Origin of the sequence: Terracoccus sp. 273MFTsu3.1, assembly GCF_000383675.1 — a bacterium.
Classification (GTDB): Bacteria; Actinomycetota; Actinomycetes; order Actinomycetales; family Dermatophilaceae; genus Terrabacter.
Genome location: NZ_KB911821.1, coordinates 671,743 through 695,984 on the forward strand (window position 1 = coordinate 671,743; position 24,242 = coordinate 695,984).

The 24,242-nt window shown below is 70.6% G+C and carries 22 protein-coding genes; 14 read left to right on the forward strand and 8 right to left on the reverse strand.

All coding sequences use genetic code 11. The features are described from left to right. Positions 1-48 precede the first annotated feature (48 nt). On the reverse strand, positions 49-525 hold the full coding sequence (locus H283_RS0108730) for a (deoxy)nucleoside triphosphate pyrophosphohydrolase (RefSeq protein ID WP_051103599.1): 477 nt from the start codon (positions 523-525) through the stop codon (positions 49-51). A gap of 72 nt (positions 526-597) precedes the next feature. Here H283_RS0108730 and H283_RS0108735 point away from each other — a divergent pair, with 72 nt between their 5' ends. The 10 genes from H283_RS0108735 to H283_RS0108780 all read left to right on the forward strand — a co-directional run bounded on the left by H283_RS0108735 (position 598) and on the right by H283_RS0108780 (position 12,704). After that, on the forward strand, positions 598-906 hold the full coding sequence (locus H283_RS0108735; protein ID WP_020143140.1) for a 4a-hydroxytetrahydrobiopterin dehydratase: 309 nt from the start codon (positions 598-600) through the stop codon (positions 904-906). A 163-nt stretch (positions 907-1,069) separates the two neighbouring features. Then, positions 1,070-2,695, forward strand: coding sequence for a hemolysin family protein (locus H283_RS24480; RefSeq protein WP_020143141.1), 1,626 nt, complete (start codon positions 1,070-1,072; stop codon positions 2,693-2,695). Then, entirely contained in the window at positions 2,692-3,705 is a 1,014-nt protein-coding gene (locus H283_RS0108745; protein ID WP_020143142.1) for a hemolysin family protein, read from the forward strand. The genes H283_RS24480 and H283_RS0108745 overlap by 4 nt, the downstream gene beginning before the upstream one ends. Positions 3,706-4,114: 409 nt before the next feature. Beyond that, positions 4,115-5,107, forward strand: a complete 993-nt coding sequence (locus H283_RS0108750) for an ABC transporter permease (protein ID WP_028785443.1) — start codon at positions 4,115-4,117, stop codon at positions 5,105-5,107. A 45-nt stretch (positions 5,108-5,152) separates the two neighbouring features. Continuing rightward, positions 5,153-6,931 (forward strand): ABC transporter substrate-binding protein, encoded by a 1,779-nt coding sequence (locus H283_RS0108755; protein WP_020143144.1) that lies wholly within the window; start codon positions 5,153-5,155, stop codon positions 6,929-6,931. A gap of 116 nt (positions 6,932-7,047) precedes the next feature. Further along, positions 7,048-8,061: an ABC transporter permease gene (locus tag H283_RS0108760; protein WP_020143145.1), complete on the forward strand. Its 1,014-nt coding sequence runs from the start codon at positions 7,048-7,050 to the stop codon at positions 8,059-8,061. Beyond that, positions 8,058-9,197, forward strand: coding sequence for an ABC transporter ATP-binding protein (locus H283_RS0108765; protein ID WP_020143146.1), 1,140 nt, complete (start codon positions 8,058-8,060; stop codon positions 9,195-9,197). Before H283_RS0108760 ends, H283_RS0108765 begins: the two co-directional genes overlap by 4 nt. A gap of 67 nt (positions 9,198-9,264) precedes the next feature. Further along, complete coding sequence (locus H283_RS24485) at positions 9,265-10,416, forward strand: ABC transporter ATP-binding protein (RefSeq protein WP_020143147.1); 1,152 nt, start codon at positions 9,265-9,267, stop codon at positions 10,414-10,416. 41 nt (positions 10,417-10,457) lie between these two features. Next, positions 10,458-11,177, forward strand: a complete 720-nt coding sequence (locus H283_RS0108775; RefSeq protein WP_020143148.1) for a DsbA family oxidoreductase — start codon at positions 10,458-10,460, stop codon at positions 11,175-11,177. A gap of 147 nt (positions 11,178-11,324) precedes the next feature. Continuing rightward, positions 11,325-12,704 carry a ferric reductase-like transmembrane domain-containing protein gene (locus H283_RS0108780; RefSeq protein ID WP_081633812.1) on the forward strand — a complete coding sequence of 460 codons (1,380 nt, stop codon included), beginning with the start codon at positions 11,325-11,327 and terminating at the stop codon, positions 12,702-12,704. 66 nt (positions 12,705-12,770) lie between these two features. Here H283_RS0108780 and H283_RS0108785 read toward each other — a convergent pair whose 3' ends face one another. The 4 genes from H283_RS0108785 to H283_RS0108800 form a co-directional block, all read right to left on the reverse strand. Continuing rightward, positions 12,771-13,589 (reverse strand): ABC transporter permease, encoded by an 819-nt coding sequence (locus H283_RS0108785; protein WP_028785445.1) that lies wholly within the window; start codon positions 13,587-13,589, stop codon positions 12,771-12,773. A gap of 10 nt (positions 13,590-13,599) precedes the next feature. Further along, entirely contained in the window at positions 13,600-14,412 is an 813-nt protein-coding gene (locus H283_RS0108790; RefSeq protein WP_043648593.1) for an ABC transporter permease, read from the reverse strand. A 68-nt stretch (positions 14,413-14,480) separates the two neighbouring features. Next, on the reverse strand, positions 14,481-15,704 hold the full coding sequence (locus H283_RS0108795; protein ID WP_020143152.1) for an ABC transporter substrate-binding protein: 1,224 nt from the start codon (positions 15,702-15,704) through the stop codon (positions 14,481-14,483). 11 nt (positions 15,705-15,715) lie between these two features. Continuing rightward, complete coding sequence (locus H283_RS0108800) at positions 15,716-16,831, reverse strand: ABC transporter ATP-binding protein (protein WP_020143153.1); 1,116 nt, start codon at positions 16,829-16,831, stop codon at positions 15,716-15,718. A gap of 99 nt (positions 16,832-16,930) precedes the next feature. On the opposite strand from H283_RS0108800, the gene H283_RS24490 reads away from it, so the two are divergent. Together H283_RS24490 and H283_RS24495 are read left to right on the forward strand one after the other, a co-directional pair. Beyond that, on the forward strand, positions 16,931-17,683 hold the full coding sequence (locus H283_RS24490; RefSeq protein ID WP_020143154.1) for a FadR/GntR family transcriptional regulator: 753 nt from the start codon (positions 16,931-16,933) through the stop codon (positions 17,681-17,683). Beyond that, the gene (locus tag H283_RS24495) at positions 17,680-18,411 is read left to right on the forward strand and encodes a cache domain-containing protein (protein ID WP_020143155.1); all 732 of its coding nucleotides are present in this window, start codon (positions 17,680-17,682) and stop codon (positions 18,409-18,411) included. Before H283_RS24490 ends, H283_RS24495 begins: the two co-directional genes overlap by 4 nt. A 9-nt stretch (positions 18,412-18,420) precedes the next feature. Here the strand turns inward: H283_RS24495 and H283_RS0108815 are convergent, their stop codons facing one another. Then, positions 18,421-19,311: a hypothetical protein gene (locus tag H283_RS0108815; protein ID WP_020143156.1), complete on the reverse strand. Its 891-nt coding sequence runs from the start codon at positions 19,309-19,311 to the stop codon at positions 18,421-18,423. A gap of 6 nt (positions 19,312-19,317) precedes the next feature. Further along, on the reverse strand, positions 19,318-19,917 hold the full coding sequence (locus tag H283_RS0108820) for a hypothetical protein (protein WP_020143157.1): 600 nt from the start codon (positions 19,915-19,917) through the stop codon (positions 19,318-19,320). A 113-nt stretch (positions 19,918-20,030) separates the two neighbouring features. Here H283_RS0108820 and H283_RS0108825 point away from each other — a divergent pair, with 113 nt between their 5' ends. Both H283_RS0108825 and H283_RS24500 read left to right on the forward strand, forming a co-directional pair. Then, positions 20,031-20,795: a DUF5995 family protein gene (locus H283_RS0108825; protein ID WP_020143158.1), complete on the forward strand. Its 765-nt coding sequence runs from the start codon at positions 20,031-20,033 to the stop codon at positions 20,793-20,795. A 246-nt stretch (positions 20,796-21,041) separates the two neighbouring features. Next, the gene (locus tag H283_RS24500; protein WP_020143159.1) at positions 21,042-21,515 is read left to right on the forward strand and encodes a methylglyoxal synthase; all 474 of its coding nucleotides are present in this window, start codon (positions 21,042-21,044) and stop codon (positions 21,513-21,515) included. Positions 21,516-21,555: 40 nt separating this feature from the next. Here the strand turns inward: H283_RS24500 and H283_RS0108835 are convergent, their stop codons facing one another. After that, entirely contained in the window at positions 21,556-24,222 is a 2,667-nt protein-coding gene (locus tag H283_RS0108835; RefSeq protein WP_156023061.1) for a glucosidase, read from the reverse strand. Positions 24,223-24,242 lie beyond the last annotated feature (20 nt).

Here is a 24,242-nt window from a genome sequence, read left to right on the forward strand (position 1 = left end):
TTTCGAGGGTGCTTCGGACCACGGCGTCGTGGGTGGTTCTCGTGTGGTTCAGGAGGCGCTTCGGGCGTTCGGGTCGGACGCGGGCGGGCGCAGCAGCCGCTCGAGCTGCTCGACGATGGGCAGGTCGGCGGGGAGCCACCCGACAGCACGGAGGTCGCCCCGGTCGAGCCAGCGCAGCTCGTCGTGGTCCTCGAGGGGCTCGGGCGTGCCCTCGACGACCTCGGCGAACCACACCAGCATCTCGTACCGGTCGCCCAGCGGCCACGTGGAGCCCGGCCTGGGGCCGGGGACGTGCGCACCGAGGCGCACGCGGACGCCGAGCTCCTCGAACAGCTCGCGGTGCAGGGCCGACAGCGGGGACTCGCCCTCGTCGACCTTGCCGCCGGGCAGCTCCCAACCGCCGGCGAGCGCCGAGGGCTCCGTACGTCGGGCCGACAGCAGTCGGGTCGGACGCTCCAGGTCGTCGACGACGGCGGCCCCGACGACGAGGCGTACCGGGTGCTGGACGGGGTCTGGGCTGCTCATGGCGCCACCGATGGTGCCACAGCACGAGGTCCAGGACGACCGGGCGAGCACGGTGGGGCGTTTACTGGTGGCATGACACGACGGCTCACCGACGAGGAGATCGAGCGCCAGCTGGGCGACCTGCCCGACTGGACGCGTGACGACGACACGATCCGGGCTTCCTTCGAGGCGCCGGACTTCCTGACCGGCATCGCGCTCGTCCAGGAGGTCGCGTCCGCCGCGGAGACCATGGACCACCATCCCGACATCGACATCCGCTGGCGCACCGTCGCCTTCGCGCTCTCGACCCACTCCGAGGGCGGCCTGACCCAGCTCGACGTCGAGCTCGCGCACCAGATCAGCCAGGAGGCCGCCCGTCGGGGCGCCGCCGCGACCGGCTGAGCCGTGCCGGCTCCGGCCGATGCGGCCTCGTAACTTAGGATTGCCTCATGCGATCCCACTCACGCTCCGACTCGCGCGCCGAGTCCCGGGAGGGCCATAGTCCCTGGCCGGACCAGATCCGGCCGCCCCAGACGCACCACTCGCTCGCCCGGGTGGTGAACGCATGAGCACCGCCCTCGGCATCGGCCTGGGCATCGCACTGATCCTCGCCCTGACCGCGGCGACCGGCTACTTCGTGGCCCAGGAGTTCGCCTACGTCGCCGTCGACCGCAACGCCCTCAAGCAGCTCGCGGCCGAGGGTGACGCCCCGGCCCAACGCGCCCTGCGCGTCACGTCGCAGCTGTCGTTCACCTTGTCGGCCGCCCAGTTCGGCATCACCGTGACCGCCCTGCTCGTCGGCTACGTCTCCGAGCCCCTCGTCGGCGCCGGCATCGCCGAGCTGCTCGACCCCTCGATGTCGTATGCCGCCCGGCTCAGCCTCTCGGTCACCGCCGTCCTCGTCTTCTCGACCGTGGTGCAGATGGTCTTCGGCGAGCTCGCGCCCAAGAACCTCGCCATCGCGCGGACCGTGCCCCTGGCCCGCTCCCTGAGTCGGTCGACGCTCGCCTACCTCACCGTGGCGGGCCCGATCGTGCGACTCTTCGACCGCTCGTCGACGGCCCTGCTGCGCAAGGTCGGCATCGAGCCCGTCGAGGAGCTCGAGCAGGGCGCGACAGCCGAGGACCTCACCCGCATCATCGACGAGTCGCACGCCGGCGGCCTGCTCGACGACGACCTCTCCGACGTGCTCGAGGGCGGCCTGCGCTTCCGCGAGCTCGACGCGGGAGACGTCATGACGCCGCGGGTGCGCGTCACGACGATCCACGCCGACGCCCCGGTCTCGGCCCTCGTCGACCTGCTCGACACCGGCTGGTCGCGCTTCCCCGTGACCGGCCGCGACGGTGACGACATCGTCGGCGTCGCCGGCATCGCCGAGGTGCTGGCCGTCGAGCCCGACCTGCGCAGCACGACCACCGTGGGCTCCGTCGTCTCGGACCCGACCGTGGTCCCGACGAGCGCTCCGCTGCCACGCGTGCTCGAACAGATCCGCGCCGACCACCGGCAGCTGGCCGTCGTCGTCGACGAGCACGGTGGCTTCGCCGGCATCGTCACCTTCGAGGACATCGCCGAGGAGGTCGTCGGCGAGATCCTCGACGAGGACGACTCCCCGGAGCCGGGCGTCGTCGAGACGGGCGCCGACTCGTGGCTCGTCCCGGGGCACCTGCGCCTCGACGAGCTCGACACCGCGACCGAGCTGCGCCTCGCCAGCAGCGACGAGTACTCCACCATCAGCGGGCTCATCCTCGAGGACCTGGGCCGCACGGCCGTCGTCGGCGACGAGGTCCACGTCGAGGCACGCCGGGAGGTCGTGTCCGACGGTCACCACGAGTCCGCGGCAGACGGCGCCGACGTCCGCGCGGGCGACGCCGACGGGGGCGCCGAGCCGTCCGGCGACCACGAGTCGCAGGGGCGCTCGGGCGACCCGGTCGTGCACGACCGCGACGACCGCGAGCACGACCGCGAGCACCGGCACCTGCCGGTCTCGGTCCGACTCACCGTCGAGGCCGTCGAGCGCCACGTCCCGTCGGCGGTGCGCGTCGAGGTGCTCGACCTCATGTCCGACCTCGAGGCCCTCGGCACCGACGACGACACCGACAACGGCTCTGATGCCGACGCCGACGCGTCGGACGCGGTCGGCGGCGATGCGACCGACCGCAGGGGCGGCTCGCGGACGGAGGCCGGCCGATGACGACCGCCCTGCTCGTCTCCCTCCTGCTCCTCGTCCTCAACGCGTTCTTCGTCGCGGCGGAGTTCGCGCTCGTGGCGAGCAAGCGCCACCGGCTCGAGGACCTCGCCGAGCGCGGCAGCGTCGCGGCGCGGGCCGCCGTGCGCGGCAGCCGCGAGCTCTCGCTCATGCTCGCCGGCGCCCAGCTCGGCATCACGCTGTGCACCCTGGGGCTCGGCTCGCTGGCCAAGCCGGCGGTCGCGGAGCTGCTCACCCCGGTGTTCACCTTCGCGCGCGTCCCGGAGGCGGCGGCATACGTCATCTCCGTCGTGCTGGCCGTCGGCATCGTCGTGTTCCTGCACATGGTCGTCGGCGAGATGGCGCCCAAGTCGTGGGCCATCGCCCACCCCGAGCGGTCGGCGGTCCTGCTCGCGCTGCCGTTCCGCGGCTTCGCCCGGGTCATGCGCCCGGCGCTCAGCCTGCTCAACGCCATGGCCAACGGCTGCCTGCGCCTCGTCGGCGTGACGCCGCAGGACGAGCTGGGCCAGGTCCACGGCCCCAAGGAGCTGCAGCTGCTCATCGCGAGCTCGAAGGACCACGGCATGCTCGCCGAGCCCGAGCACCGCGTCCTCGCCGGTGCCATCGACCTCGACACGACACCGGTCCGTGAGGTCCTCGTCCCCATCGAGCGCGCCGTCGGGGTCGCCACGACCGCGACCTGCGCCGAGGCCGAGGCCGTCTCGCGCGACACCGGTCGCTCGAGGCTGGTCGTCCGGGAGGGCGACACGCCGGTGGGCATCGCCCACGTGCGCGACGTGGTCCGGGCCGCTCCCGGCGCGCCCGTCACGACCGTCACGTCGCCGGCGGTCCACGTCGACGCCGGCCTCTCGCTGCTCGACACGGTGTCGGCGATGCGGGCGCAGCACGTCCAGCTCGTCCTCGTCGACGGCCCGTCGGGCCCGGCCGGTCTCGTGACGATGGAGGACCTCCTCGAGCGCGTCCTCGGTCAGTTCGACGACGAGACGGACGCGTAGCGCTCGTCCGTCTCCAGCCGGCTCCGGGCGTGTGGCCGTGCGTCACGGGCGATGCTGGGCTCCCGCTGGTCGTTCCCTCCGAGCCACCTCCAGGCCCCCTCCGAGCCCGCTCGGAGGGGGCCTCGTGGCCGTCGGAGGGCGTCGGCGGATCCGCTCTGGGCTGCCGGCCGACCTCGGGACGGGCTCACGACGCGCGGCGACGGGTGCGGGCGATCTTCCGGTCCGGCGCGCCAGGTCGCCGGAAGATCTCCTCCGAGTCACGATTCGGCCAAGTCGGTTGCTGACCGTGTCGCACCGCTGAATGATGAAGCGCGCGGTCGCGGGGGCGGTAGGTTGCGGCTGCTACCCAGCATGTTGGAGGGCCGACCCGGTCTCCGGCACCGATCACGACCCGGAGGTGACGGCACCCATGAGCACTCCCCTTGAGCTCGAGCCCGGCGCGACCTCGGCTGAGCCCGAGTCCGTCCTGCAGGGCGAGAAGCGCATCGAGGGCAGATCGCTCGGCCAGATCGCCTGGACCCGGCTCAAGCGCGACAAGGTCGCCCTCGCGGGTGGCATCTTCGTCCTCTACCTCATCGTCGTCGCGATCGCCGCCCCGCTCGTCGTCGGCCTGCTCGGCCACCCGCCGAACGAGTTCCACCAGGACCTCATCGACCCCAACACCCAGATCCCGATCGGCCCCTACGGCGGCATGTCGTGGGACTTCCTCTACGGGCTCGAGCCGGTCAACGGGCGCGACATCTTCAGCCGCGTCATCTACGGCTCCCAGGTCTCCCTGCTCATCGCCTTCCTCGCGACACTGCTCTCCGTCGTCATCGGCACGGTCCTCGGCGTCGTCGCCGGCTTCTTCGGCGGCACCATCGACACCCTGATCAGCCGCACGATGGACGTCTTCCTCGCCTTCCCACTGCTCGTCTTCGCGCTGGCTCTCGCCGGTGTCGTGCCCGACCAGGCGTTCGGCCTCAAGGGAGACGCCCTGCGCATCTCCGTCATCGTCTTCATCATCGGCTTCTTCAACTGGCCCTACATCGGCCGCATCGTGCGCGGCCAGACGCTGTCGCTGCGCGAGCGCGAGTTCGTCGACGCGGCGCGCAGCCTCGGGGCGCGCACGCCCTACATCCTCTTCAAGGAGCTGCTGCCCAACCTCCTGGCGCCGATCCTCGTCTACGCGACGCTGCTCATCCCGAGCAACATCCTCTTCGAGGCGGGCCTCTCCTTCCTCGGTGTGGGCGTGCAGCCGCCCACCGCCACCTGGGGCGGCATGCTCTCCGACGCCGCCCAGTGGTACCAGATCGACCCCTGGTTCATGCTCTGGCCCGGCCTCGCCATCTTCGTGACGGTGCTGGCCTTCAACCTCTTCGGGGACGGCCTGCGTGACGCCCTCGATCCGCGGTCTCGGTAACCCACCGCAGCCCGCATCCCGCAACACGAAGGAGCGCATCCACTCATGAAGAACACACGCGTGATGGTGGTCGCAACCGCGGCCGCCCTCGCCCTGGGTCTGTCCGCCTGTGCGGGCAGCACGACGCCGGGCACGACGCCCAGCGGCACGGCCGGAGGTGGTTCGGGCGCGGCACCTGCAGCGAACGCCGCCCTGACCGCAGTCTTCAACCCGTCCGACAAGAAGGGCGGAACGCTTCGTTTCGGCATCTCCAGCGACTGGGACTCCGTCGACCCCGGTGACACGTACTACGGCCTGTCGTGGGACTTCCTGCGCAACTACGCCCGCCAGCTCGTGTCGTTCAAGTCGGCCCCGGGCAAGGAGGGTGCGCAGCTCGTGCCCGACCTCGCCACGTCGCTCGGCAAGGCCAGCGACGGCAACAAGACGTGGACCTACACCCTTCGTGACGGCCTGAAGTACGAGGACGGCACGCCGATCACGAGCAAGGACATCAAGTACGGCGTCGCGCGCCAGCTCGACAAGGGCACGTTCCCCAACGGCCCGACGTACTTCAACGACTTCCTCGCCAACGTGCCCGAGGGCTACTCGGTCTACAAGGACAAGAACCTCGACAGCCTCAAGGCCATCGAGACGCCCGACGACAAGACGATCATCTTCCACCTGAGCAAGCCGTTCGCCGGCTTCGACTACTTCGCTCAGCTGTCGTCCACCTCCCCCGTGCCGCAGGCCAAGGACACCGGCTCGAAGTACAAGGAGCACGTCGTCTCGAGCGGCCCGTACAAGTTCTCGGTCTACCAGACGGGCAAGCGCATCGAGCTCGTCCGCAACGACCAGTACGACCCCGCGACGGACCCGGACACGGGCCGCAAGGCGCTCCCGGACAAGATCACCGTCGAGATCGGCGTCAACGCCGCCGACCTCGACAACCGCCTCATGGCCGGTGACCTCGACATCGACCTCGCCGGCACCGGTGTGCAGGCCGCGGCGCAGGGCAAGATCCTCGCCGACCCGGCCCTCAAGGCCCACACGGACAACCCGACGACCGCGCGCGCCAACTACGCGCAGATCAACAGCGACGTCGCACCGTTCGACAACATCGACTGCCGCAAGGCCGTCATCTTCGCCGCTGACAAGACGGGCTACCAGCGCGCCTACGGCGGCGACATCGGTGGCACCATCGCCACCGGCCTGCTGCCCCCGATCATCCCGGGCTTCCAGGAGATGGACCTCTACAACTCGAAGTCCAAGCCGACCGGTGACGTCGACTCGGCGAAGGCCGCGCTCGCCAAGTGTGGTCAGCCGAACGGCTTCGAGACGAACATCTCCTACCGCCCGGAGCGCCCGAAGGAGAAGGCCGCAGCCGAGTCCATGCAGCAGTCGCTCGCCAAGATCGGCGTCAAGCTGACGCTCAAGCCCTACCCGGCCGGTGACTACTTCAAGCTCTACGCCGGCAAGCCGGACTTCGCCAAGGCCAACAAGCTCGGCCTCATGGTGATGAGCTGGGGTGCTGACTGGCCCGACGGTTTCGGCTTCCTCCAGCAGATCGTCGACAGCCGCGTCATCCGCCCCGCGGGCAACACGAACCTCGGCATCAAGCTCCCTGAGGTCGACAAGCTCATGGACCAGGCGCTCAACGAGGCCGACACGACCAAGCGCGAGGCCATCTGGGGCCAGATCGACAAGGTCGTCATGGAGAACGCCCAGGTCATCCCCGGCGTCTGGCCCAAGTCGCTGCTCTTCCGCCCCGACACCATCGCCAACGTGTTCGTCAACGACGGCTACTCCTACTACGACTACGCCTCGACGGGTGTCGCCAACCCGTGACCCACAGGCCCTTCCGGGGGCCCTCCGGTTCGAACCTTTTCATCGAAAGTAGGTGAAGGCGTGACGCGGCGACGGGTAGCCACAGGCTGCTCGTCGCCGCGTCCGGCCACCACATCGTGCTGACGTACCTGATCCGCCGGCTCTTCGCCGCCGTCCTGCTGCTCTTCATCGTGAGCGCGGTCGTCTTCGTCATCTTCTTCCTCGTGCCCCGCATCGGCGGTGCGACGGCGGACGACCTCGCCTCGCGCTACGTCGGCAAGAGCGCCGGCGAGGCCCAGATCCACGCACAGGCGATCAAGCTCGGCTTCACCGACCCGATCTGGGTGCAGTACGGCCGCTTCGTCAAGGGCGTCCTCACGGGATCCGACTACGACACCGGTGCGGGCATCGACCACTGCCCGGCCCCGTGCCTCGGCTACTCCTACATCACGCAGAACCCCGTGCTGCCCGACATCCTCGACCGGCTGCCCGTCACCGCGATCCTCGCGGCCGGCGCCGCGTTCCTGTGGCTCGTCGGCGGCGTCGGCACCGGCGTCATCTCCGCGCTCAAGCGCGGCAGCGCGCTCGACCGCGGCTTCATGGGCATCGCCCTCGCCGGCGTGTCCCTCCCCATCTTCTTCACCGGGCTGCTCTCGCTGACGATCTTCAGCTACGGCCTCAAATGGACGTATGCCGGTGGCGCGAGTCCCATGGACGCCACCAGTCCGCTCGACCTCGTCCATCGCATGCTGCTGCCCTGGATCACGCTCGCGTTCCTCTACGCGGCCTCGTACGCCCGCCTGACCCGCGCCGGCATGCTCGAGACGATGAACGAGGACTACATCCGCACGGCCCGTGCCAAGGGGCTGCGGGAGCACGACGTCGTCGTCAAGCACGGGCTGCGCTCGGCGCTGACGCCCATCCTCACGATCTTCGGCCTCGACCTCGGGCTCCTGCTCGGTGGCGCGGTGCTGACCGAGACGACGTTCTCGCTCCAGGGCATCGGCTACTACGCTGTCCAGGCGATCACGAACAACGACCTCCCGAAGGTGCTCGGCGTGACGCTCTTCGGCGCCGTGTTCGTCATCTTCGCGAGCCTCATCGTCGACCTCCTCTACGCCGTCCTCGACCCCAGGGTGCGCACCTCATGAGCCAGTCCACCAACGAGACCACGAGCCGCACGAACGACCGCACCCGCCGGGACGACAAGGTCGGCGCCACGGCCGCGAACACGCTCGACGGCATCGGGGGCCTGGGCGCCCCGGCCGCCGACGCGTTCCTGTCGGTGCGTGACCTCCGCGTCCACTTCCCCACCGACGACGGCATCGTCAAGTCCGTCGACGGACTGTCGTTCGACGTGGCCCGCGGCAAGACCCTGGGCATCGTCGGTGAGTCCGGCTCGGGCAAGAGCGTCACGAGCATGTCGATCATGGGCCTGCACAAGCCGGGCACGGTCCGGATGACGGGCTCGATCAAGCTCGACGACACCGAGCTCATCGGTGCCAAGCCGGAGCGCGTGCGCGAGCTGCGCGGCAAGCGCATGGCGATGATCTTCCAGGACCCGCTCTCGGCGATGCACCCCTTCTACACGGTGGGCCACCAGATCATCGAGGCCTACCGGATCCACAACAAGGTGAGCACGTCGGTCGCGAAGAAGCACGCGGTCGACATGCTCGGCCGCGTCGGCATCCCCCAGCCGTCGAGCCGCGTCGACGACTACCCGCACCAGTTCTCGGGCGGGATGCGCCAGCGCGCCATGATCGCGATGGCCCTGTCGTGCGACCCCGACCTGCTCATCGCCGACGAGCCGACGACCGCGCTCGACGTCACGGTGCAGGCCCAGATCCTCGACCTCATCCGCGACCTCCAGTCGGAGTTCAACTCGGCCGTCATCCTCATCACCCACGACCTCGGGGTCGTCGCGGAGCTCTCCGACGACATCATGGTGATGTACGCCGGTCGCTCGGTCGAGTACGCCACCGCGGACGAGGTCTTCACTCGGCCGCAGCACCCGTACACGTGGGGTCTGCTCAGCTCGATGCCGCGCCTCGACCGCGTGCGCACCGAGCGCCTGCGCCCCATCAAGGGCGCCCCACCCAGCCTCATCAACGTGCCCTCGGGCTGTCCGTTCCACCCGCGGTGCGCGTACGCCGACCGCACGAACGGGCTGAGCCAGTCCGAGCGTCCCCCCTTCGCCGAGACGTACCCCGGCCACTACTCCGCGTGCCACCTCAGCCGCGAGGAGCGGGCCACCATCTGGGAGAACGACATCAGGCCGACGCTGTGATGACTGCACCGTCCGTCCACGCCCGGTCCGGTCGCACACCTCGCGACCTCAGCACAGGAGCCCCATCGTGACCACCACCCACGTCAAGCCGACCGCGTCGAAGCAGGCGGGCGAGTCGCTCCTGCAGGTCACCGACCTGACGAAGCACTTCCCGATCACGCGCGGTCTGCTGCAACGCCAGGTCGGAGCCGTCCAGGCCGTCGACGGCCTGACGTTCAACGTCGTGCGCGGCGAGACGCTCTCGCTCGTGGGCGAGTCCGGCTGCGGCAAGACGACGACCGGACGCATGCTGACGCGCCTGCTCGAGCCCACCGGTGGCACGATCCTGCTCGAGGGCGAGGACATCACCCACTGGTCGGCCGGCAAGATGCGGCCGCTGCGTCGCGACGTGCAGATGATCTTCCAGGACCCCTACGGGTCGCTGAACCCGCGCCACACCGTCGGCACCATCGTCGGGGCGCCGTACCGACTGCAGGGGATCAAGACCGAGCACGGCATCAAGCGCGAGGTCCAGGACCTCCTCGAGCTCGTCGGTCTCAACCCGGAGCACTACAACCGCTACCCGCACGAGTTCTCCGGCGGCCAGCGGCAGCGCATCGGCATCGCGCGCTCGCTCGCCCTCAAGCCGAAGCTCATCGTCGCCGACGAGCCGGTCTCGGCCCTGGACGTGTCGATCCAGGCGCAGGTCATCAACCTCCTCGAGGACCTCCAGGACGAGCTGGGCCTGACCTACGTCGTCATCGCTCACGACCTGTCGGTCGTGCGTCACATGTCCGACCGGGTGGCCGTGATGTACCTCGGCAAGCTCGTGGAGATCGCCGAGCGGGACGAGCTCTACACGCGACCGATGCACCCGTACACGACCGCCCTGCTCTCGGCCGTGCCGATCCCCGACACGCAGCGCCGCACGAAGCGCGAACGCATCCGCCTCGAGGGCGACGTCCCGAGCCCGGTCAACCCGCCGCCGGCCTGCCGGTTCCACACGCGCTGCTGGAAGGCCCAGGAGATCTGCAAGACGCAGGAGCCGCCGCTCGTCGAGCTCGCGCCCCTGCACCAGGTCGCCTGCCACTTCCCGGAGAACACCGAGGCTCCCGCCCCGCCGGCCGGCGCCCCGCTCGGCGACATCGTGCCCGACGACGCCCCCCGGGCCGACGCCACCGGCACCCCCGTCACGCCCCGGCGCGACGCCTCCGGGGACGGCGACGGCGCACCAGCCTGACGGGCGGGAAGCAATCCCCCGTCGCCGTCGTTGAGCGGTGCATGAAGGTCGAGATCTGGTCTGACATCGCCTGCCCGTGGTGCTACATCGGCAAGCGCCGCTTCGAGAAGGCGCTCGACGCGTTCCCGCACCGGGACGAGGTCGAGGTGGAGTGGCGCAGCTACCAGCTCGACCCCACGCTGCCGGACCGCCACGACGGCACGGAGCTCGACTACCTCGTGGACCGCAAGGGCATGTCGCGCGCCCAGGTGAGCCAGATGTTCGACCAGGTGACGGCGATCGCCGCCGACGAGGGCCTGCGCTACGACTTCGCGTCCGTCGTCGTGGCCAACAGCTTCGCCGGCCACGAGCTGCTCCACCTCGCGCAGGCCCGCGGTGTGGGCGACGAGGTCAAGGAGGCGCTGCTGTCGGCGCACTTCGAGCACGGGGAGGACATCGGTGACCGCGAGGTCCTCGTCCGCATCGGCACGCAGGTCGGCCTCGACGCCGAGGAGATCGCGCGCGGCCTCGCGACGCACACGTGGCGGGACGCGGTCGTCGCCGACATCACCGCCGCGAACTCCCTTGGCATCAGAGGTGTTCCGTTCTTCGTGCTCGACGAGAAGTACGGCGTGTCCGGTGCTCAGCCCACCGAGCTCTTCACCCAGGCGCTCGAGCAGGCGTGGCGCGAGTCGCACCCCCTCGTCATGCTCCAGCCCGTCGCGACGGGGATCGCCACCGACGCCACCGACACGGTCGCCTGCGGGCCCGACGGCTGCTGAGCGCTCGCCCCTTGTCACGCCGCCCTCGCCGCCGACGGGCGCGGATCCGGGCGTTCCGGCTTAAGGGATTCTTGACCCGGGCTTGAGGCGGCGTGCCGAGCGACTCCGTAGGCTCGGGAGGATCTTCCGCCTCCGGATGGAGTCATCGTGGCCTCGACCCCCGTCGGCGGTCGGCGCATGTGGTGGGGCGGCAGGGGCGGCGCATCCCGGCGACGACTCGCCCCTGCACTGTGGGCGCTACTGGTCGCCGCTGCCCTCGTCGTGCCGTTGTGGGCTCTGTGGTCGGCGCCCGACGGCGCGCACCAGGGGCCGCTGAGGGTGGTCTCGCTCGTCGCGGCCCTCGCGGCCGCCTCCCTGCTCGTGCTGACGTTCGTGCTGCCGAGCCGCTTCCGCCCCGTCACGGGCTATCTCGGCGTCGAGCGACTCCTGCGCAACCACCGGGCGCTGGCGCTCGCTGCCGTGACGCTCGTCGCGGTGCACGTCGGTGTGGTCATCGTCCGTCCCGGACCGGGGATGGCCGTGCTCGACCTGCGATCGGCACCTCCTCGCGTCTGGGCGGCTCTCATCGCCACCGCGGGCCTGGTCGGCATCGTGGTCCTCGGCATGAGTCGTCGGCGCCGTCGGCCGCGCTACGAGGGGTGGCGCCTCGTCCACGTCCTGCTCGCCCACATCGTTCTCCTCGCCACGGCCCTGCACGTCCTGTGGCTCGGGGACCTGACCCGCTTCTCGTCGGCACGGCTCTGGTTCCAGGCCCTGGCCGTCCTCCTCGTCCTCGCCTTCCTGCACCGCTGGGTCTGGCGCCCGCTTCGGTCCTACCGCAACCGCTACGTCGTCGACGAGGTGCGGCACGTCTCGCCCACCGCGACGACCCTGGTGCTGCATGCTGCCGGTCACCCCGGGGTGGCCTTCCGGCCCGGACAGTTCGCCTGGCTCAAGATCGGCACGTCGCCGTACGTCTTCGAGGAGCACCCCTTCACCATCGCCTCGGCCGCGACCGAGCCGTGGCGCAAGGAGTTCACGATCAAGGGCATGGGCGACTTCAGCGAGCTCATCGCGGGCCTGCGCCCCGGACGCAGCGTCTTCATCGACGGCCCGCACGGGTCGTTCACCCTCGACGGACTGCGATCCGACCGCTTCGTCCTCATCGCCGGTGGCGTCGGCATCACCCCGATGCTGAGCATGATCCGCACCCTTGCCGACCGTGGCGACGAGCGGCCCGTGCTGCTCGTCGTCGCCGGCCGCACGGCCGACGACCTGCTCCACCGGGCCGACGGGGAGCACCTCGGCGAGCGGCTCGACCTCCACGTGGTCGAGATCCTCGAGGAGCCGCCGGACGAGTGGGACGGCGAGGTCGGGCGCTTCACGGCCGCGGTGCTCGATCGGGCGCTCCCCCGGCGTCGCACCAAGGAGGTCGTCGACTACTTCGTCTGCGGTCCCGGCCCGATGGTGGCCGCCGCGACCGAGATCATCGGCGACCGCGGAGTGCCCTCGCGGCGCATCCACACCGAGCTGTTCGACGTCGTCTAGGACTCGGTCCCGCCGCGCGACCCGGCGCCGGCCGCCGGTCCTTCCGCACTGGGAGCGACGCCCGGGTCAGAGGCGGCTCTCGGCCGCGTCGGCCCCACCGAGTCGCTGCGCCAGCCAGACCGGGATGATCGACAGGACGATGAGCACGACGGCGACGACGTTGACGACGGGCGCCTGGTTGGGCCGGAAGAGGTTGTTGAAGATCCAGATCGGGAGGGTCTGGCTCTCCGGGCCCGCCGTGAACGTCGTGACGACGATCTCGTCGAAGCTGAGGGCGAAGGCGAGCAGCGCCCCCGCGAGCAGGCTCGAGCGCAGCAGCGGGAACGTCACGCGACGGAAGGTCGTCAGGGGCCGTGCCCCGAGGTCGGCCGACGCCTGCTCGAGCGATCCGCCGAGCCGGCGCAGCCGGGCGGTCACGTTGTTGAACGCGATGACGATACAGAACGTCGCGTGCCCGACGATGATCGTGAAGAGGCCGGCACCGATCCCGAAGACCGGGCTCAGGACGTTCTGGATGACCGACTGCAGGGCGACACCGGTGACGATGCCGGGCAGGGCGATCGGCAGGACGACGAGGATCGAGACCGCGTGCTTGCCGAAGAAGTCGTAGCGGGAGAGGGCGAGCGCCAGCAGCGTGCCGAGCACGAGGGCGATCGCGGTCGCACCGAGACCCGCCTTGACCGAGGTGAGCAGCGCGTCGCGCGGCCCCTGTGCCTGCAGGGCCGCCTCCCACCACTTCGTCGTGAAGCCGGGCGGTGGCCACCCGAAGGTCCGGTCGCTGTTGAACGAGTTGACCCCGACGACGACGAGCGGCACGTAGACGAAGGTCAGCACGAGGGTGGCGAAGACGGTCATGCCGATCCTCGCGCCACGTCCGAGTCTCATCGCAGGCCCCTCACAGGTTGTCGAGCGCGCCCGTGCGCCGCACGGCGAGCAGGTAGAGGACCATGATCACGACCGACGCCGTGCCCAGTGCCGCGGCGAAGGGGAGGTCGAGCGTGATGTTCTGGAGCACGGCGGTGCCGAGGACTTGGAGCTTGCCCCCGACGATCTGCACGGCGATGTAGTCGCCGAGCGACAGGGAGAACGTGAAGACCGACCCCGCCGCGACAGCCGGGAGGAGAGCGGGCAGCACGACACGGCGGAACGTCGTCCACGGCCGTCCACCGAGGTCGGCGCTGGCCTCGAGGTGGCTCTCGGGCAGCCGCTCGAACGCGGCGTACACCGGCAGGACCATGTAGGGCAGCCAGAGGTAGGTCAGCGTGAGCACGACTGCCGCCAGACCGAACCCGGGCGTCGCTCCGAAGGTGCTGTCGATGACCCCGTCCGGCTGGAGCATCGTGCGCCACGCATACGCCTTGACGAGGTAGCTGGCCCACAGCGGGACGAGCACGGCCGCGAGCAGCAGGCCGCGGAGGCGGCGGGGCGCGACCCGAGCCATGAAGAAGGCGAACGGGATCGCGACGACCATGCACAGCACCGTGACGAGCACCGCGATGAGCAGGGTCCGACCGATGATGCCGAGGTAGGTCGGCGTGAGGAGCTCGCGGAAGTTCTCGAGCGTGAAGGTGCGCACGACGAGGTTCGTGAACGGGTCGGTCGTCCAGAACGCCGTCGCGAAGATCACCGCCAGCGCGCCGAGGTAGACGACGACGAGCCACAGCATCGGTGGCCCGAGCAGTATCGCGAGCCCTCTGCGAGGTCTCATCGTCGCCTCCTCGGCGCGGTCGCGGTCAGGTGTGAGTGGTGCGTGGGTGCTGTGTCGCCGGACGGCGTTCAGCTGTTGCGGATCTCGGTCCAGGCCTTCGTCCACGTCGCGTAGTCGGTGCACTTGACGTCGGTGCGGCCGTCGAGGCAGGCACTGATCGGCGTGTTCCAGTAGCGCACCTTGGAGAAGTACGCCTCGTCCTCTGCATGGAAGACCTTGCAGTGGTTGGGATCCGCCGTCTCGGCGCAGGCCTTCTTGTTGGCGGGTGCCTCACCGAAGTACTCGGCGATCTGGGCGTTGACCTTGGGCGAGACGATGTGGTCGATGAACGTGTAGGCGCAGGTCTTGTTCTTCGACTTGGCGGAGACCATCCACGTGTCCGACCAGCCGGTCGCACCCTCCTTGGGCAGGACCGCCTCGACCGGGGCCTTCTCGGACTGCGCGACGTTGGCGATGACCTGCCACGTCGTGCCGATGGTCGTCGAGCCGTTCTTGAAGGCCTGGACCTCCTTGAGGTAGTCCGACCAGTACTCGCTGATGTTGGCCTTCTGGGCCTTGAGCAGGTCGACGGCAGCGGCGAGCTGGGTCTCGTCGAGGGCGTAGGGGTCCTTGATGCCGAGCTCGGGCTTGGTCGTCATGAGGTAGAGCGCCGCGTCGGCGATGTAGATCGGCGAGTCGTAGGCCGTCACCTTGCCCTTCTGCGCCCCGGCCTGGTCGAAGACGGCGGCCCACGAGTCGGGGGCCGGCTTGACCATGTCGGTGCGGTACATCAGCAGGTTGGCGCCGCGCCCGTGCGGGATGCCGTAGGCGACCCCGTTCACCGAGTTCCAGGGCTTCATCTTGAGCGCGTCGAAGATGTCGGCATAGTTCGGGATGAGCGAGGTGTTGACGGGCTCGACGTCCCCGGCAGCGATGAGGCGCAGGGTCGCGTCGCCCGAGGCCGAGACGGTGTCGTACTGACCGGTCCGCATCAGCTGGACGGCCTCGTCGGACGTGCCGAAGGTCTTGATGTTGACGGTGCAGCCGGAGGACTTCTCGAAGTCGCTGACCCAGTCGACCTTGGGGTCGTTGCTGCCGTCCTCGACGTAGCCGGGCCATGCGAGGACGTTGACCTGGCCCTCGGGGGTGCCGAGCTTGTCGAGGGCCTTGAGGTCGGGCACCTGCATCCCACCGGGCGCTGCACTGCCCCCCGGGGTGCTCGGGGTGGAGCTGCCGCATCCGGCCAGGGCGAGGACGGCCACGGCCGCGACGGTCCCGACGGTCCCCCGCAGGGACTTCTTTGACGTGCGCACGCCGATCTCCTTCATGTGGTGGTGGGTGACTGCTGTGGTGATGCGCCGAGCGGCGACCGCTCGGGCGCGGGTGGGCCCGGTACGTCGATGACGTGGTCGGCCCGCCAGCGGAGCGCGACGCGCTCACCGCGACGCAGGGCGGCGACGTCGGGACGCGTCCCGGCGTTCTGCTCGAGGGCGGTGAGCCGGCCGCCCGCGTCGAGGGCGACGACGTAGCGGGTGACGGGGCCGCCGTAGACGACCTCCTCGAGGGTGCCGTCGGCGCTCATCATCCCCGTGTCCGCCGGGGATCCCACCGCCATGACGGCGACCTTCTCGGGACGGATGGCGAACGAGCCGTCCCGCCGGATCACGGCACGGGCGGCGTCCCCCGTCAGGAGGTTCGAGGTGCCGACGAAGCCGGCGACGAACGCGGACGCGGGGCTCTCGTAGACCTCGTGCGCCGTGCCCACCTGCTCGATGCGTCCGGCGTCGAAGACGGCGATCCGGTCGGACAGGGTGAGCGCCTCCTCCTGGTCGTGGGTGACGAAGAGGAAGGTGATGCCGACGTCACGCTGGATGCCCTTGAGCTCGACCTGCATCTGCTCGCGGAGCTTGAGGTCGAGGGCACCGAGCGGCTCGTCGAGGAGCAGGACGGTCGGTCGGTTGACGAGCGCCCGGGCGAGGGCGACCCGCTGGCGCTGGCCGCCGGAGAGCTGCGACGGGCGGCGCGACCCGTGGTCACCGAGCCGCACCTGCTCGAGCGCCTCCGCCACGCGGGAGCGACGCTCCGCGCGGCCGACCTTCGTGACGAGGAGCCCGTACTCGACGTTCTCCGCGACGCTCATGTGCGGGAAGAGCGCGTAGTCCTGGAAGACGGTGTTGACGTCGCGCTCGTAGGGCTGACGACCGGTGACGTCCTCGCCGGCGAGCTCGATGCGGCCGCTCGTCGGCTCCTCGAAACCGGCGATCATCCGCAGCACGGTCGTCTTGCCGGAGCCCGACGGACCGAGCATCGAGAAGAACTCCCCGGCGCGGACGTCGAGGTCGACGTCGTGGACGGCGACGACCGGGGGCGTGCCGGCGAACTCCTTGCGCAGACCGTTCAGCCGGATGGCCGGCGTGCCGGACGCCGTCTCGGCAGCCATGCGGACTCCTCTGGTCGTCGGTGTTGCTTCTGGACGGAAAAGGTATGGGTCCATATGTTTAAGCGCAAGGGAAATGACCAAACTGTTAGGGAGGGCCCGATGGCGGATCGGTCGATGCCGCTCGGCCCGTATGCCGCCGTGTTCGCGCCGTTGCCCACCGCGGGCCGCGCCGAGGCCGTTCGCCGCCGCCTGGGCGAGGCGATCGCGCTCGGTCTGCTCCCCGACGGCAGCATGCTCCCGCCCGAGAGCGACCTCGCCGACCGGTTCGGCGTCGCCACGGTCACGGTCCGTGAGGCGCTCGGCACCCTGCGCGACGACGACCTCATCGTGACGCGCCGCGGCCGCGGGGGCGGGTCCTTCGTCAAGGCGCCTCATGACGGTGGCCGGGCGGCCCTGCTGACCCGGCTCACCCGGGTCGGCCTCGGCGAGCTGCGTGACCTCGCCGACCACTACTGCGCCATCAGCGGCCACTGCGCCGCCCTCGCGGCCGAGCGGGCCGACCCCGACGACGTGGCGCGCCTGCGCCGCCTGGCGGCGCTGCGCCCCGAGCCGGACGAACCGAGCGCCACGCCCCGACAGGAGGGCACCTTCCATCTCGAGCTGGCCGCAACCGCGCAGTCGGCGCGCCTGACCCGTGAGGAGATGGTGCTCCAGAGGGAGATCGGACCCGTGCTCTGGCTCGCGGACGCCGAGTCGGGCGCCGTGCGGCACCGTGAGCACGAGGCCGTCGTCGAGGCCGTGGCGCTCGGCGATCCCGCGGCGGCACGGGCCCGGGCGGAGGATCATGTCAGGCACCTGTTCGACGCGGTGAAGTCCCTGCACCGCGAGACCCGATCGCGGAGGGCCCCATGACGACCACGATGACCGACACCGACGTCGCCCGGTGGGTCTCGGACTTCGGGCAGTGGGTCTTCGGTCAGCTCGACGACATCGCCGGGCTGCTCGAGGCCCCGCTGTCGGCGCCGGCCCCGAGGCGTTCCGACCTCGCCATCGAACAGCGCTGCCACGAGCTCCTCGCCGACCCACAGACGCCGGTGGCCGGGGCGGGCGCTGTGCTCGCTCCCGATGTCCTCGCGGACGCGCCCTACTGGCTGGAGTGGTGGACCGTCGAGTCCCGCGGCGGCACGACGGTGATCGCCAAGCTTGCCGCCGAGACCGACCCACGCGCGGTCGGGTTTCGTGACTACACCGAGCTGCCTTGGTACGCAAAGCCTTTCGAGAGCGGCCAGCGCCATGTCACCGGACCGTACGTCGACTACCTCTGCACCGACCAGTACACCCTGACCTTCACCCAGCCCCTCGTCGTCGACGGCACGTTCGCCGGCGTCGTCGGGGTCGACGTCCTCGTCGCCTGGTTCGAGGAGCACCTCCTCGACGTCATGGAGGCCGTCGAGCGCACCTGCGTCCTCGTCAACGCCGCCGGCCGCGTCGTCACGTCGTCGGACCCGACGTGGGTGACCGGCGACCTCCTCCGGGGACTGCCGATCGAGGCCTGGCTGTCCGGAGACGAGGTCGACCACGCAGCATGGTCGGCGACCCGCTGCGAGGGACTGCCGTTCCTCGTGCTCTCCCCGCGCTGAGGCTCCGGGTCAGCGTGCGGACGTCCGCCGGGGCGCCGGCCGCGCGGACGTCCCTCGCGCCCGCTCACGTCTCGCCATGGAGCTCCAGAGGAGCAGCGAGGCCCCGAGCGTGGCGGCGAAGCCCGTCAGGAGCAGCCACGTCAGGGGACGGTCGGTGTAGAGGTCGGTCCGCGCTCGCACGGCCCCGACGAGGATGAGCGTCAGCATGACGACCTCCACCTCGACCATGAGCCGCAGGCGTATCCACCTGCTGTCACGGAGCACGACGAGACCGGCGCTGCCGAGGCAGAAGACCGCGCCGACGACGCGACACGTGAGCGGAGTCAGCAGCCACGGCCAGACCGGGATCACGAGGCTCGGGAACGCGAACATCACGAGACCCTGCGCGAGCGCGAGGCCAGCACCGCCGGCGACGACCGCCCGGGCGCCGGGCCTGAGGCGCAGCTCGTCGGGTCGGGGCAGCGCGGCGACCCTGGTGTTGCCCACCCAGGCCGCGAGCACGAGGAACGGAGCGACGAAGTAGAGCGTGGCCCAGAGCCAGAAGGCGACGTGTCCGTGGTTGAACCGGTCCCAGTGGAGGACCGTGGCCACGCAGAGCAGGGCAGCGAAGAGCGTGACGGACAGCAGGCCCGCACCGACCCGGGCCCACCGCCGCTCACGCACGACGCGGACGAAGAACCACGCCCCGCCGAGATAGGCCGACGCCAGCACCATGGGGGTCAGGCTCGGCCTGATCGTCCAGGCGAAGAGCCGCCCGGTGTCGGACGGGAAGCCGTAGAGGATGGCGAACGCCGTCACGAGGATCGGCACGAGCACGATCGCGAGCACCCGCGTGGCCGGCAGGACGCGGTCGTCCCTCCGCGTCGTCGAGGGCGGGGACACAGGGTCGACGCGCGACACAGCCGCTCACCCCCTCGACCGTCCGACGGCGTCGAGCAGGGCGGCATACGACGCGACGAGTGCCCGGCGCTCGGCGGCCACCAGAGGGTCGGTGAGCGAGCAGCCCCCGCGCACCCAGGCGTCGGAGAGATCCATCGCCTCGACCCGCCACGCGGCCGCGGGCCGCACACGGTCGGGATCGGCCGCGTACACGTAGGAGTAGAGGTCGACGAGGGCGCCGACGAGCTGGTCCTTGGTCACGTCGCCGTCGTGCTGGTGCTCGCGGTGCACGCGCCACCACTCGACCTCGAGGGTGGCGGCCCGCACCGGATCGAGGTCGAGACCGGCCGTCTCCGCGACCAGCGCGTAGAAGCGACGCATCAGGTCGCGCGCACGCTGGGCGTCGTTGTCGGGAAAGGGCGCCCACGCCTGGTTGGCCCGCAGCACGAGCCACGCACCGCGCAGCGTGTCGGCCTTGTTCATCCCGAAACCCGCCGCCACCATCGCCACCGACGCCCGCAGGAAGGCTGCCCACTCGTGCCTGTAGTAGGCCACCCACGCGTCCGTCTCCCGCTGCCCGACGGTGACCGCGTCGAACGACCTGGGCCCGTGCGTCCGTGCTCTCATCCGGCCTCCTCGACCAGGAGCGCCCCCGCGCGACGGCGTTCGGATTCGACTGACACCGTGCGACTCCCGATCCAGAATAGGAGCGAGGGGCGGCGTGCGTGAGGAGAAACGCGATGACCGGAACCGTGGGCGGTCGCACCATCGACGACGTCCTCGAGCGGATGACCGCGACCCTCGAGCAGATGCCACCGGAGCTCTCCGCCCGACGCGCGTTCCTCGCGACCTACCAGCGCACGACGCGGGCCGTCGGCGCGGCCATCGAGGCCGCCGCCTTCGAGGACCCGGAGTGGGTCGAGCAGTGGGACGTCGTCTTCGCCGACCTCTACCTCGACGCCCTCGACGCCGACCTGTCAGGCGACCCGGGACGGCAGGCGCCGCGGCCGTGGCGCCTCGCGTTCGGGGCCCCCGCCGACCTGCCGCCGCTGCGGCAGGTGCTCCTCGGCATCAACGCCCACATCAACTACGACCTGCCACAGGCCCTCCTCGGCGTCATCAGCGACGCCGACTTCGCCGACCTCGTCCTGCTCGACCGGCGGCGACGCGACCACGAGCGCATCGACGCGGTGCTGTCCGCCCGGGTCGCCGCGGAGGACGACGAGCTGGCCGCCCTGAGCGCCAAGAGCGCGCTCGACCGGGTGCTGACGCCGCTCAACCGCGCGGCCTCGACCCGCTTCCTGCGCGAGGCCCGCACCAAGGTGTGGCACAACACGACCGAGCTCCAGCGGGCTCGCGTCGCCGGCCCGGAGGCGTATGCCGTCCGGCTCGCCGAGCTCGAGGTGCTCAGCGCCGCTCGCATCGCCGACCTGCTCGCCCCCGGACAGGTGCTGCTCCGGCTGGCCGTGGCGGGCTTCGGCGTCGTGCTGCCACCGGCGGGCTGAGGCCGCCACACGCAGACGCGAGCAGGCCTCCCGGACACAGGAGAGGCGCCACTCGCTCGGGGGTCCGAGTGGCGCCTCTTCTGACCGCTCCATCGGCGGTGCGCACCGGAGCGTTACACCGTCCGGGAAGTTTTTTCGGCGACGTCGCGCCCAGCCCGCAACATGTCGCTCACACGGCGGCAACGGCCGCGTCACGTCGGTCGGTCACCGTGGTGTGACCCGCCCCGACCACGGAGGCCAGACGCCATGACGACGACCGAACGAGGGATCGCCCTCGTCGCCCACGACAACAAGAAGCCCGACCTGCTTCGGTGGGCCGCCTTCAACAGCGAGACCCTGGCGGAGCACCGCCTCTTCGCCACGGGCACGACGGGCACCCTGCTGCAGTATGAGCTGGGCCTTCCCGTCACCCGGCTGCTCAGCGGTCCGGTCGGTGGTGACCAGCAGATCGGCGCCCGGATCGCCGAGGGTCTCATCGACCTGCTCGTCTTCTTCTGGGACCCGCTGGAGCCCCAGCCGCACGATCCGGACGTCAAGGCGCTGCTGCGTGTGGCCGCGGTCTGGAACACCGCCGTCGCCTGCAACGTCGCGAGCGCCGACCTCATGATCTCCTCGCCCCTGCTCTCGGGCGACTACACCCCGGTGCGTCCCGACTTCGGCGACCGCTCGCTGACGAGCGACCTGTCCCCACCACCGTCCCGTTCGCCGCTCGTGGCCTGATCCCGGGCGCACGACGAGCCGTCGCGGCGGCGCCGGGGCCTCAGAGGCCCCACGGCCGCTGGTCGCCCGCGAACGGGTCGGGCCGGCAGATCAGGTCGGCCACGAGCCCGGTCCACCCGGTCTGGTGGCTGGCCCCCAGCCCGGCACCGTTGTCACCGTGGAAGTACTCGAAGAAGGTCACGTTGTCCCGCCAGCGGGGGTCGGCCTGCAGCTTCTCGACGTGCCCGTGGCACGGGCGTCGGCCGTCCGGACCTCGGAGGAACAACGAGATCAGGCGCCGACGCAGGTCCTCGGCGCAGTCGGCCAGCCCCTGCGTGTGCCCGCTTCCGGTGGGGTACTCGACCTCGCTCGCGGACCCGAGCGACCGGGCATACCGTTGGAGGTTGCGCAGCACGAGGTAGTTGACGGGCATCCACACGGGTCCGCGCCAGTTGGAGTTGCCGCCGAACATGCCTGTCGTGGACTCCGCGGGCTCGTAGTCGACCGTGACCGTCGACCCGGCGAGCTCGACCGACAGCGGGTGCTCGAGGTGGAAGCGCGAGAGCCCACGCAGCCCGTGCGGCGACAGGAACTCGTCCTCGTCGAAGACCCGGCCCAGGACCCGACGCGCTGCTCTCGGCGGCACGACACCGATCGCGACGGCCTCCGTGCCGGGGATCTCGACGACCCGACCGCGACCGCGCTCACCGGAGGTCGGTCCCTGGTGCCCGAGGAACCCCGAGAAGCGCTTCTGGAGGGTGCCGAGCGTCCGGAGCAGCTCCGGCCTGACGACGACCATCCCGAGCAGCGGCAGCACGCCGACCATCGACCGTGCCCTGATCGGGACCGTGCTGCCGTCTGCGCCGTGGAAGACGTCGTAGAAGAAGCCGTCCTCCCCGTCCCAGAGACCCTGGGAGTGCATGGCGTCGACGATGAGCACGAAGTGCTCGACGAACTTCACCTCGATGTCGGTCCACGCGTCGTCCTTCTCGGCGAGGATCCTGGCGATCTCGAGGAGGGTGAGCGAGTAGAACGCCATCCAGCTCGTCCCGTCGGCCTGCTCGAGGCGGCCACCCGGTGGCAGGTGGGACCGGTCGATGGCGCTGATGTTGTCCAGGCCCAGGAAGCCACCGGCGAAGAGGTGGTCTCCCTCCGGGTCCATCCGGTTGACCCACCACGTGAAGTTCATGAGCAGCTTGGGCATGAGTCGGCCCAGGAAGTCGGTGTCGCGCCTTCCGTCGATGTCCCACACGTGCAGGGCAGCCCACGCGTGAACGGGTGGGTTGGCGTCGCTGAAGGACCATTCGTAGGCCGGGAGCGCGCCGTTGGGGTTCTGGAACCACTCCCGGCACAGCACGAGCAGCTGGTACTTGGCGAACGCCGGGTCGAGGTGGGCCAGGGCGACGGTGTGGAACGCCATGTCCCAGGCGGCGAACCACGGGTACTCCCACGGGTCCGGCATCGACAGGATGTCGCGAGCGTCCACGTTGAGCCAACCGGCGTTGCGCCCGGACCGTCGCTCCGGCGGAGGCGGAGGCTGCGTGGGATCGCCCTCGAGCCAGCGCTTCACGTCGTATCGGTAGAACTGCTTGCCCCAGATCATCCCGGCGAAGGCTTGTCGCGCCACGAGGCGGGCGTCCTCGTCGACGTCGGCGGGGATGACCTCGGCATAGAACTCGTCGGCCTCGGCGCGACGCTGCTCGAGCACCGTGTCGAACGCAGCGCCGAAGGCGGGTGCCGTGGACGGTGCACGGAGGCGGACGCGTACGACCTGCGTCTCGCCCGGCGCCACGGTCAGGCGGTACCAGGCCGCACTCTTCGACCCGACCCGGTCCGGGTTGACCGTGCGCGCGCCGGACACGACGTGGTCGTTGACGCCGTCCTTCGGGTAGTCCGCTGACGAGTCCGACCCGTACAGTCGCCGGCCGTTGGTCTCGTTCTCGCAGAACAGCAGGTCGGGCGGTCCTCCCGCGGGTGCGGGCGCGAGCTCCCACTCGAGCTCGCCGAACCGCGGGTGCTGCACCTGGACCCGATCGGGACCCGTCGCCCTCAGCGCGGGCCGGATGGCACCCACGTCCCACGACCACGTGTTGCGGAACCACAGCTGGGGCAGCACGTGCAGCGTCGCGACGTCCGGACCCGCGTTGGTGACGCGAACCTCCATGAGCAGGTCGTGCGGGTCGGCCTTGGCGTGCACGACGTCGACCACCCAGTAGCGGTCGTCGTCGAAGACCCCGGTGTCCATGAGCTCGTACTCCGGCTGCGTGTGGTCACGCCGGGCACTCTCGGCCACGAGGGCGGCATACGGGTACTCGGCCTGCGGGTAGTGGTAGCGCCAGCGCAGCCAGGCGTGGCTGGGCAGGGCGTCGAGGAACCACCAGTACTCCTTGACGTCCTCGCCGTGGTTGCCCTCGGGACCGGTCAGGCCGAACATCCGCTCCTTGATGATCGGGTCCCGACCGTTCCACAGGGCCAGCGCCATGCACAGGTTCTGGCCGACGTCGCTGACGCCGGCCATGCCGTCCTCGCCCCAGCGGTACGCACGGGAGCGCGCGTGGTCGTGCGGGAAGTAGTCCCAGGCCGAGCCGTCGGCGCTGTAGTCCTCGCGCACCGTTCCCCAGGCCCGCTCGGAGAGATAGGGGCCCCAGTCGTACCACGGGGTGGCCTCGTGCAGACCGTCCTCGGGGTGACCGAACGAGTCCACCCTGGCGCGTTCCGTACCGGGCATGTGCGCTCTCCTTCGTCGGA

Excerpts from the sequence above, each read along its gene's own strand:
- H283_RS0108730 (WP_051103599.1), bottom strand. The coding sequence starts at position 525 with ATGAGCAGCCCAGACCCCGTCCAGCACCCGGTACGCCTCGTCGTCGGG.
- H283_RS0108735 (WP_020143140.1), top strand. The coding sequence starts at position 598 with ATGACACGACGGCTCACCGACGAGGAGATCGAGCGCCAGCTGGGCGAC.
- H283_RS24480 (WP_020143141.1), top strand. The coding sequence starts at position 1,070 with ATGAGCACCGCCCTCGGCATCGGCCTGGGCATCGCACTGATCCTCGCC.
- H283_RS0108745 (WP_020143142.1), top strand. The coding sequence starts at position 2,692 with ATGACGACCGCCCTGCTCGTCTCCCTCCTGCTCCTCGTCCTCAACGCG.
- H283_RS0108750 (WP_028785443.1), top strand. The coding sequence starts at position 4,115 with ATGAGCACTCCCCTTGAGCTCGAGCCCGGCGCGACCTCGGCTGAGCCC.
- H283_RS0108755 (WP_020143144.1), top strand. The coding sequence starts at position 5,153 with ATGAAGAACACACGCGTGATGGTGGTCGCAACCGCGGCCGCCCTCGCC.
- H283_RS0108765 (WP_020143146.1), top strand. The coding sequence starts at position 8,058 with ATGAGCCAGTCCACCAACGAGACCACGAGCCGCACGAACGACCGCACC.
- H283_RS0108775 (WP_020143148.1), top strand. The coding sequence starts at position 10,458 with ATGAAGGTCGAGATCTGGTCTGACATCGCCTGCCCGTGGTGCTACATC.
- H283_RS0108785 (WP_028785445.1), bottom strand. The coding sequence starts at position 13,589 with ATGAGACTCGGACGTGGCGCGAGGATCGGCATGACCGTCTTCGCCACC.
- H283_RS0108790 (WP_043648593.1), bottom strand. The coding sequence starts at position 14,412 with ATGAGACCTCGCAGAGGGCTCGCGATACTGCTCGGGCCACCGATGCTG.
- H283_RS0108800 (WP_020143153.1), bottom strand. The coding sequence starts at position 16,831 with ATGGCTGCCGAGACGGCGTCCGGCACGCCGGCCATCCGGCTGAACGGT.
- H283_RS24490 (WP_020143154.1), top strand. The coding sequence starts at position 16,931 with ATGGCGGATCGGTCGATGCCGCTCGGCCCGTATGCCGCCGTGTTCGCG.
- H283_RS24495 (WP_020143155.1), top strand. The coding sequence starts at position 17,680 with ATGACGACCACGATGACCGACACCGACGTCGCCCGGTGGGTCTCGGAC.
- H283_RS0108820 (WP_020143157.1), bottom strand. The coding sequence starts at position 19,917 with ATGAGAGCACGGACGCACGGGCCCAGGTCGTTCGACGCGGTCACCGTC.
- H283_RS0108825 (WP_020143158.1), top strand. The coding sequence starts at position 20,031 with ATGACCGGAACCGTGGGCGGTCGCACCATCGACGACGTCCTCGAGCGG.
- H283_RS24500 (WP_020143159.1), top strand. The coding sequence starts at position 21,042 with ATGACGACGACCGAACGAGGGATCGCCCTCGTCGCCCACGACAACAAG.
- H283_RS0108835 (WP_156023061.1), bottom strand. The coding sequence starts at position 24,222 with ATGCCCGGTACGGAACGCGCCAGGGTGGACTCGTTCGGTCACCCCGAG.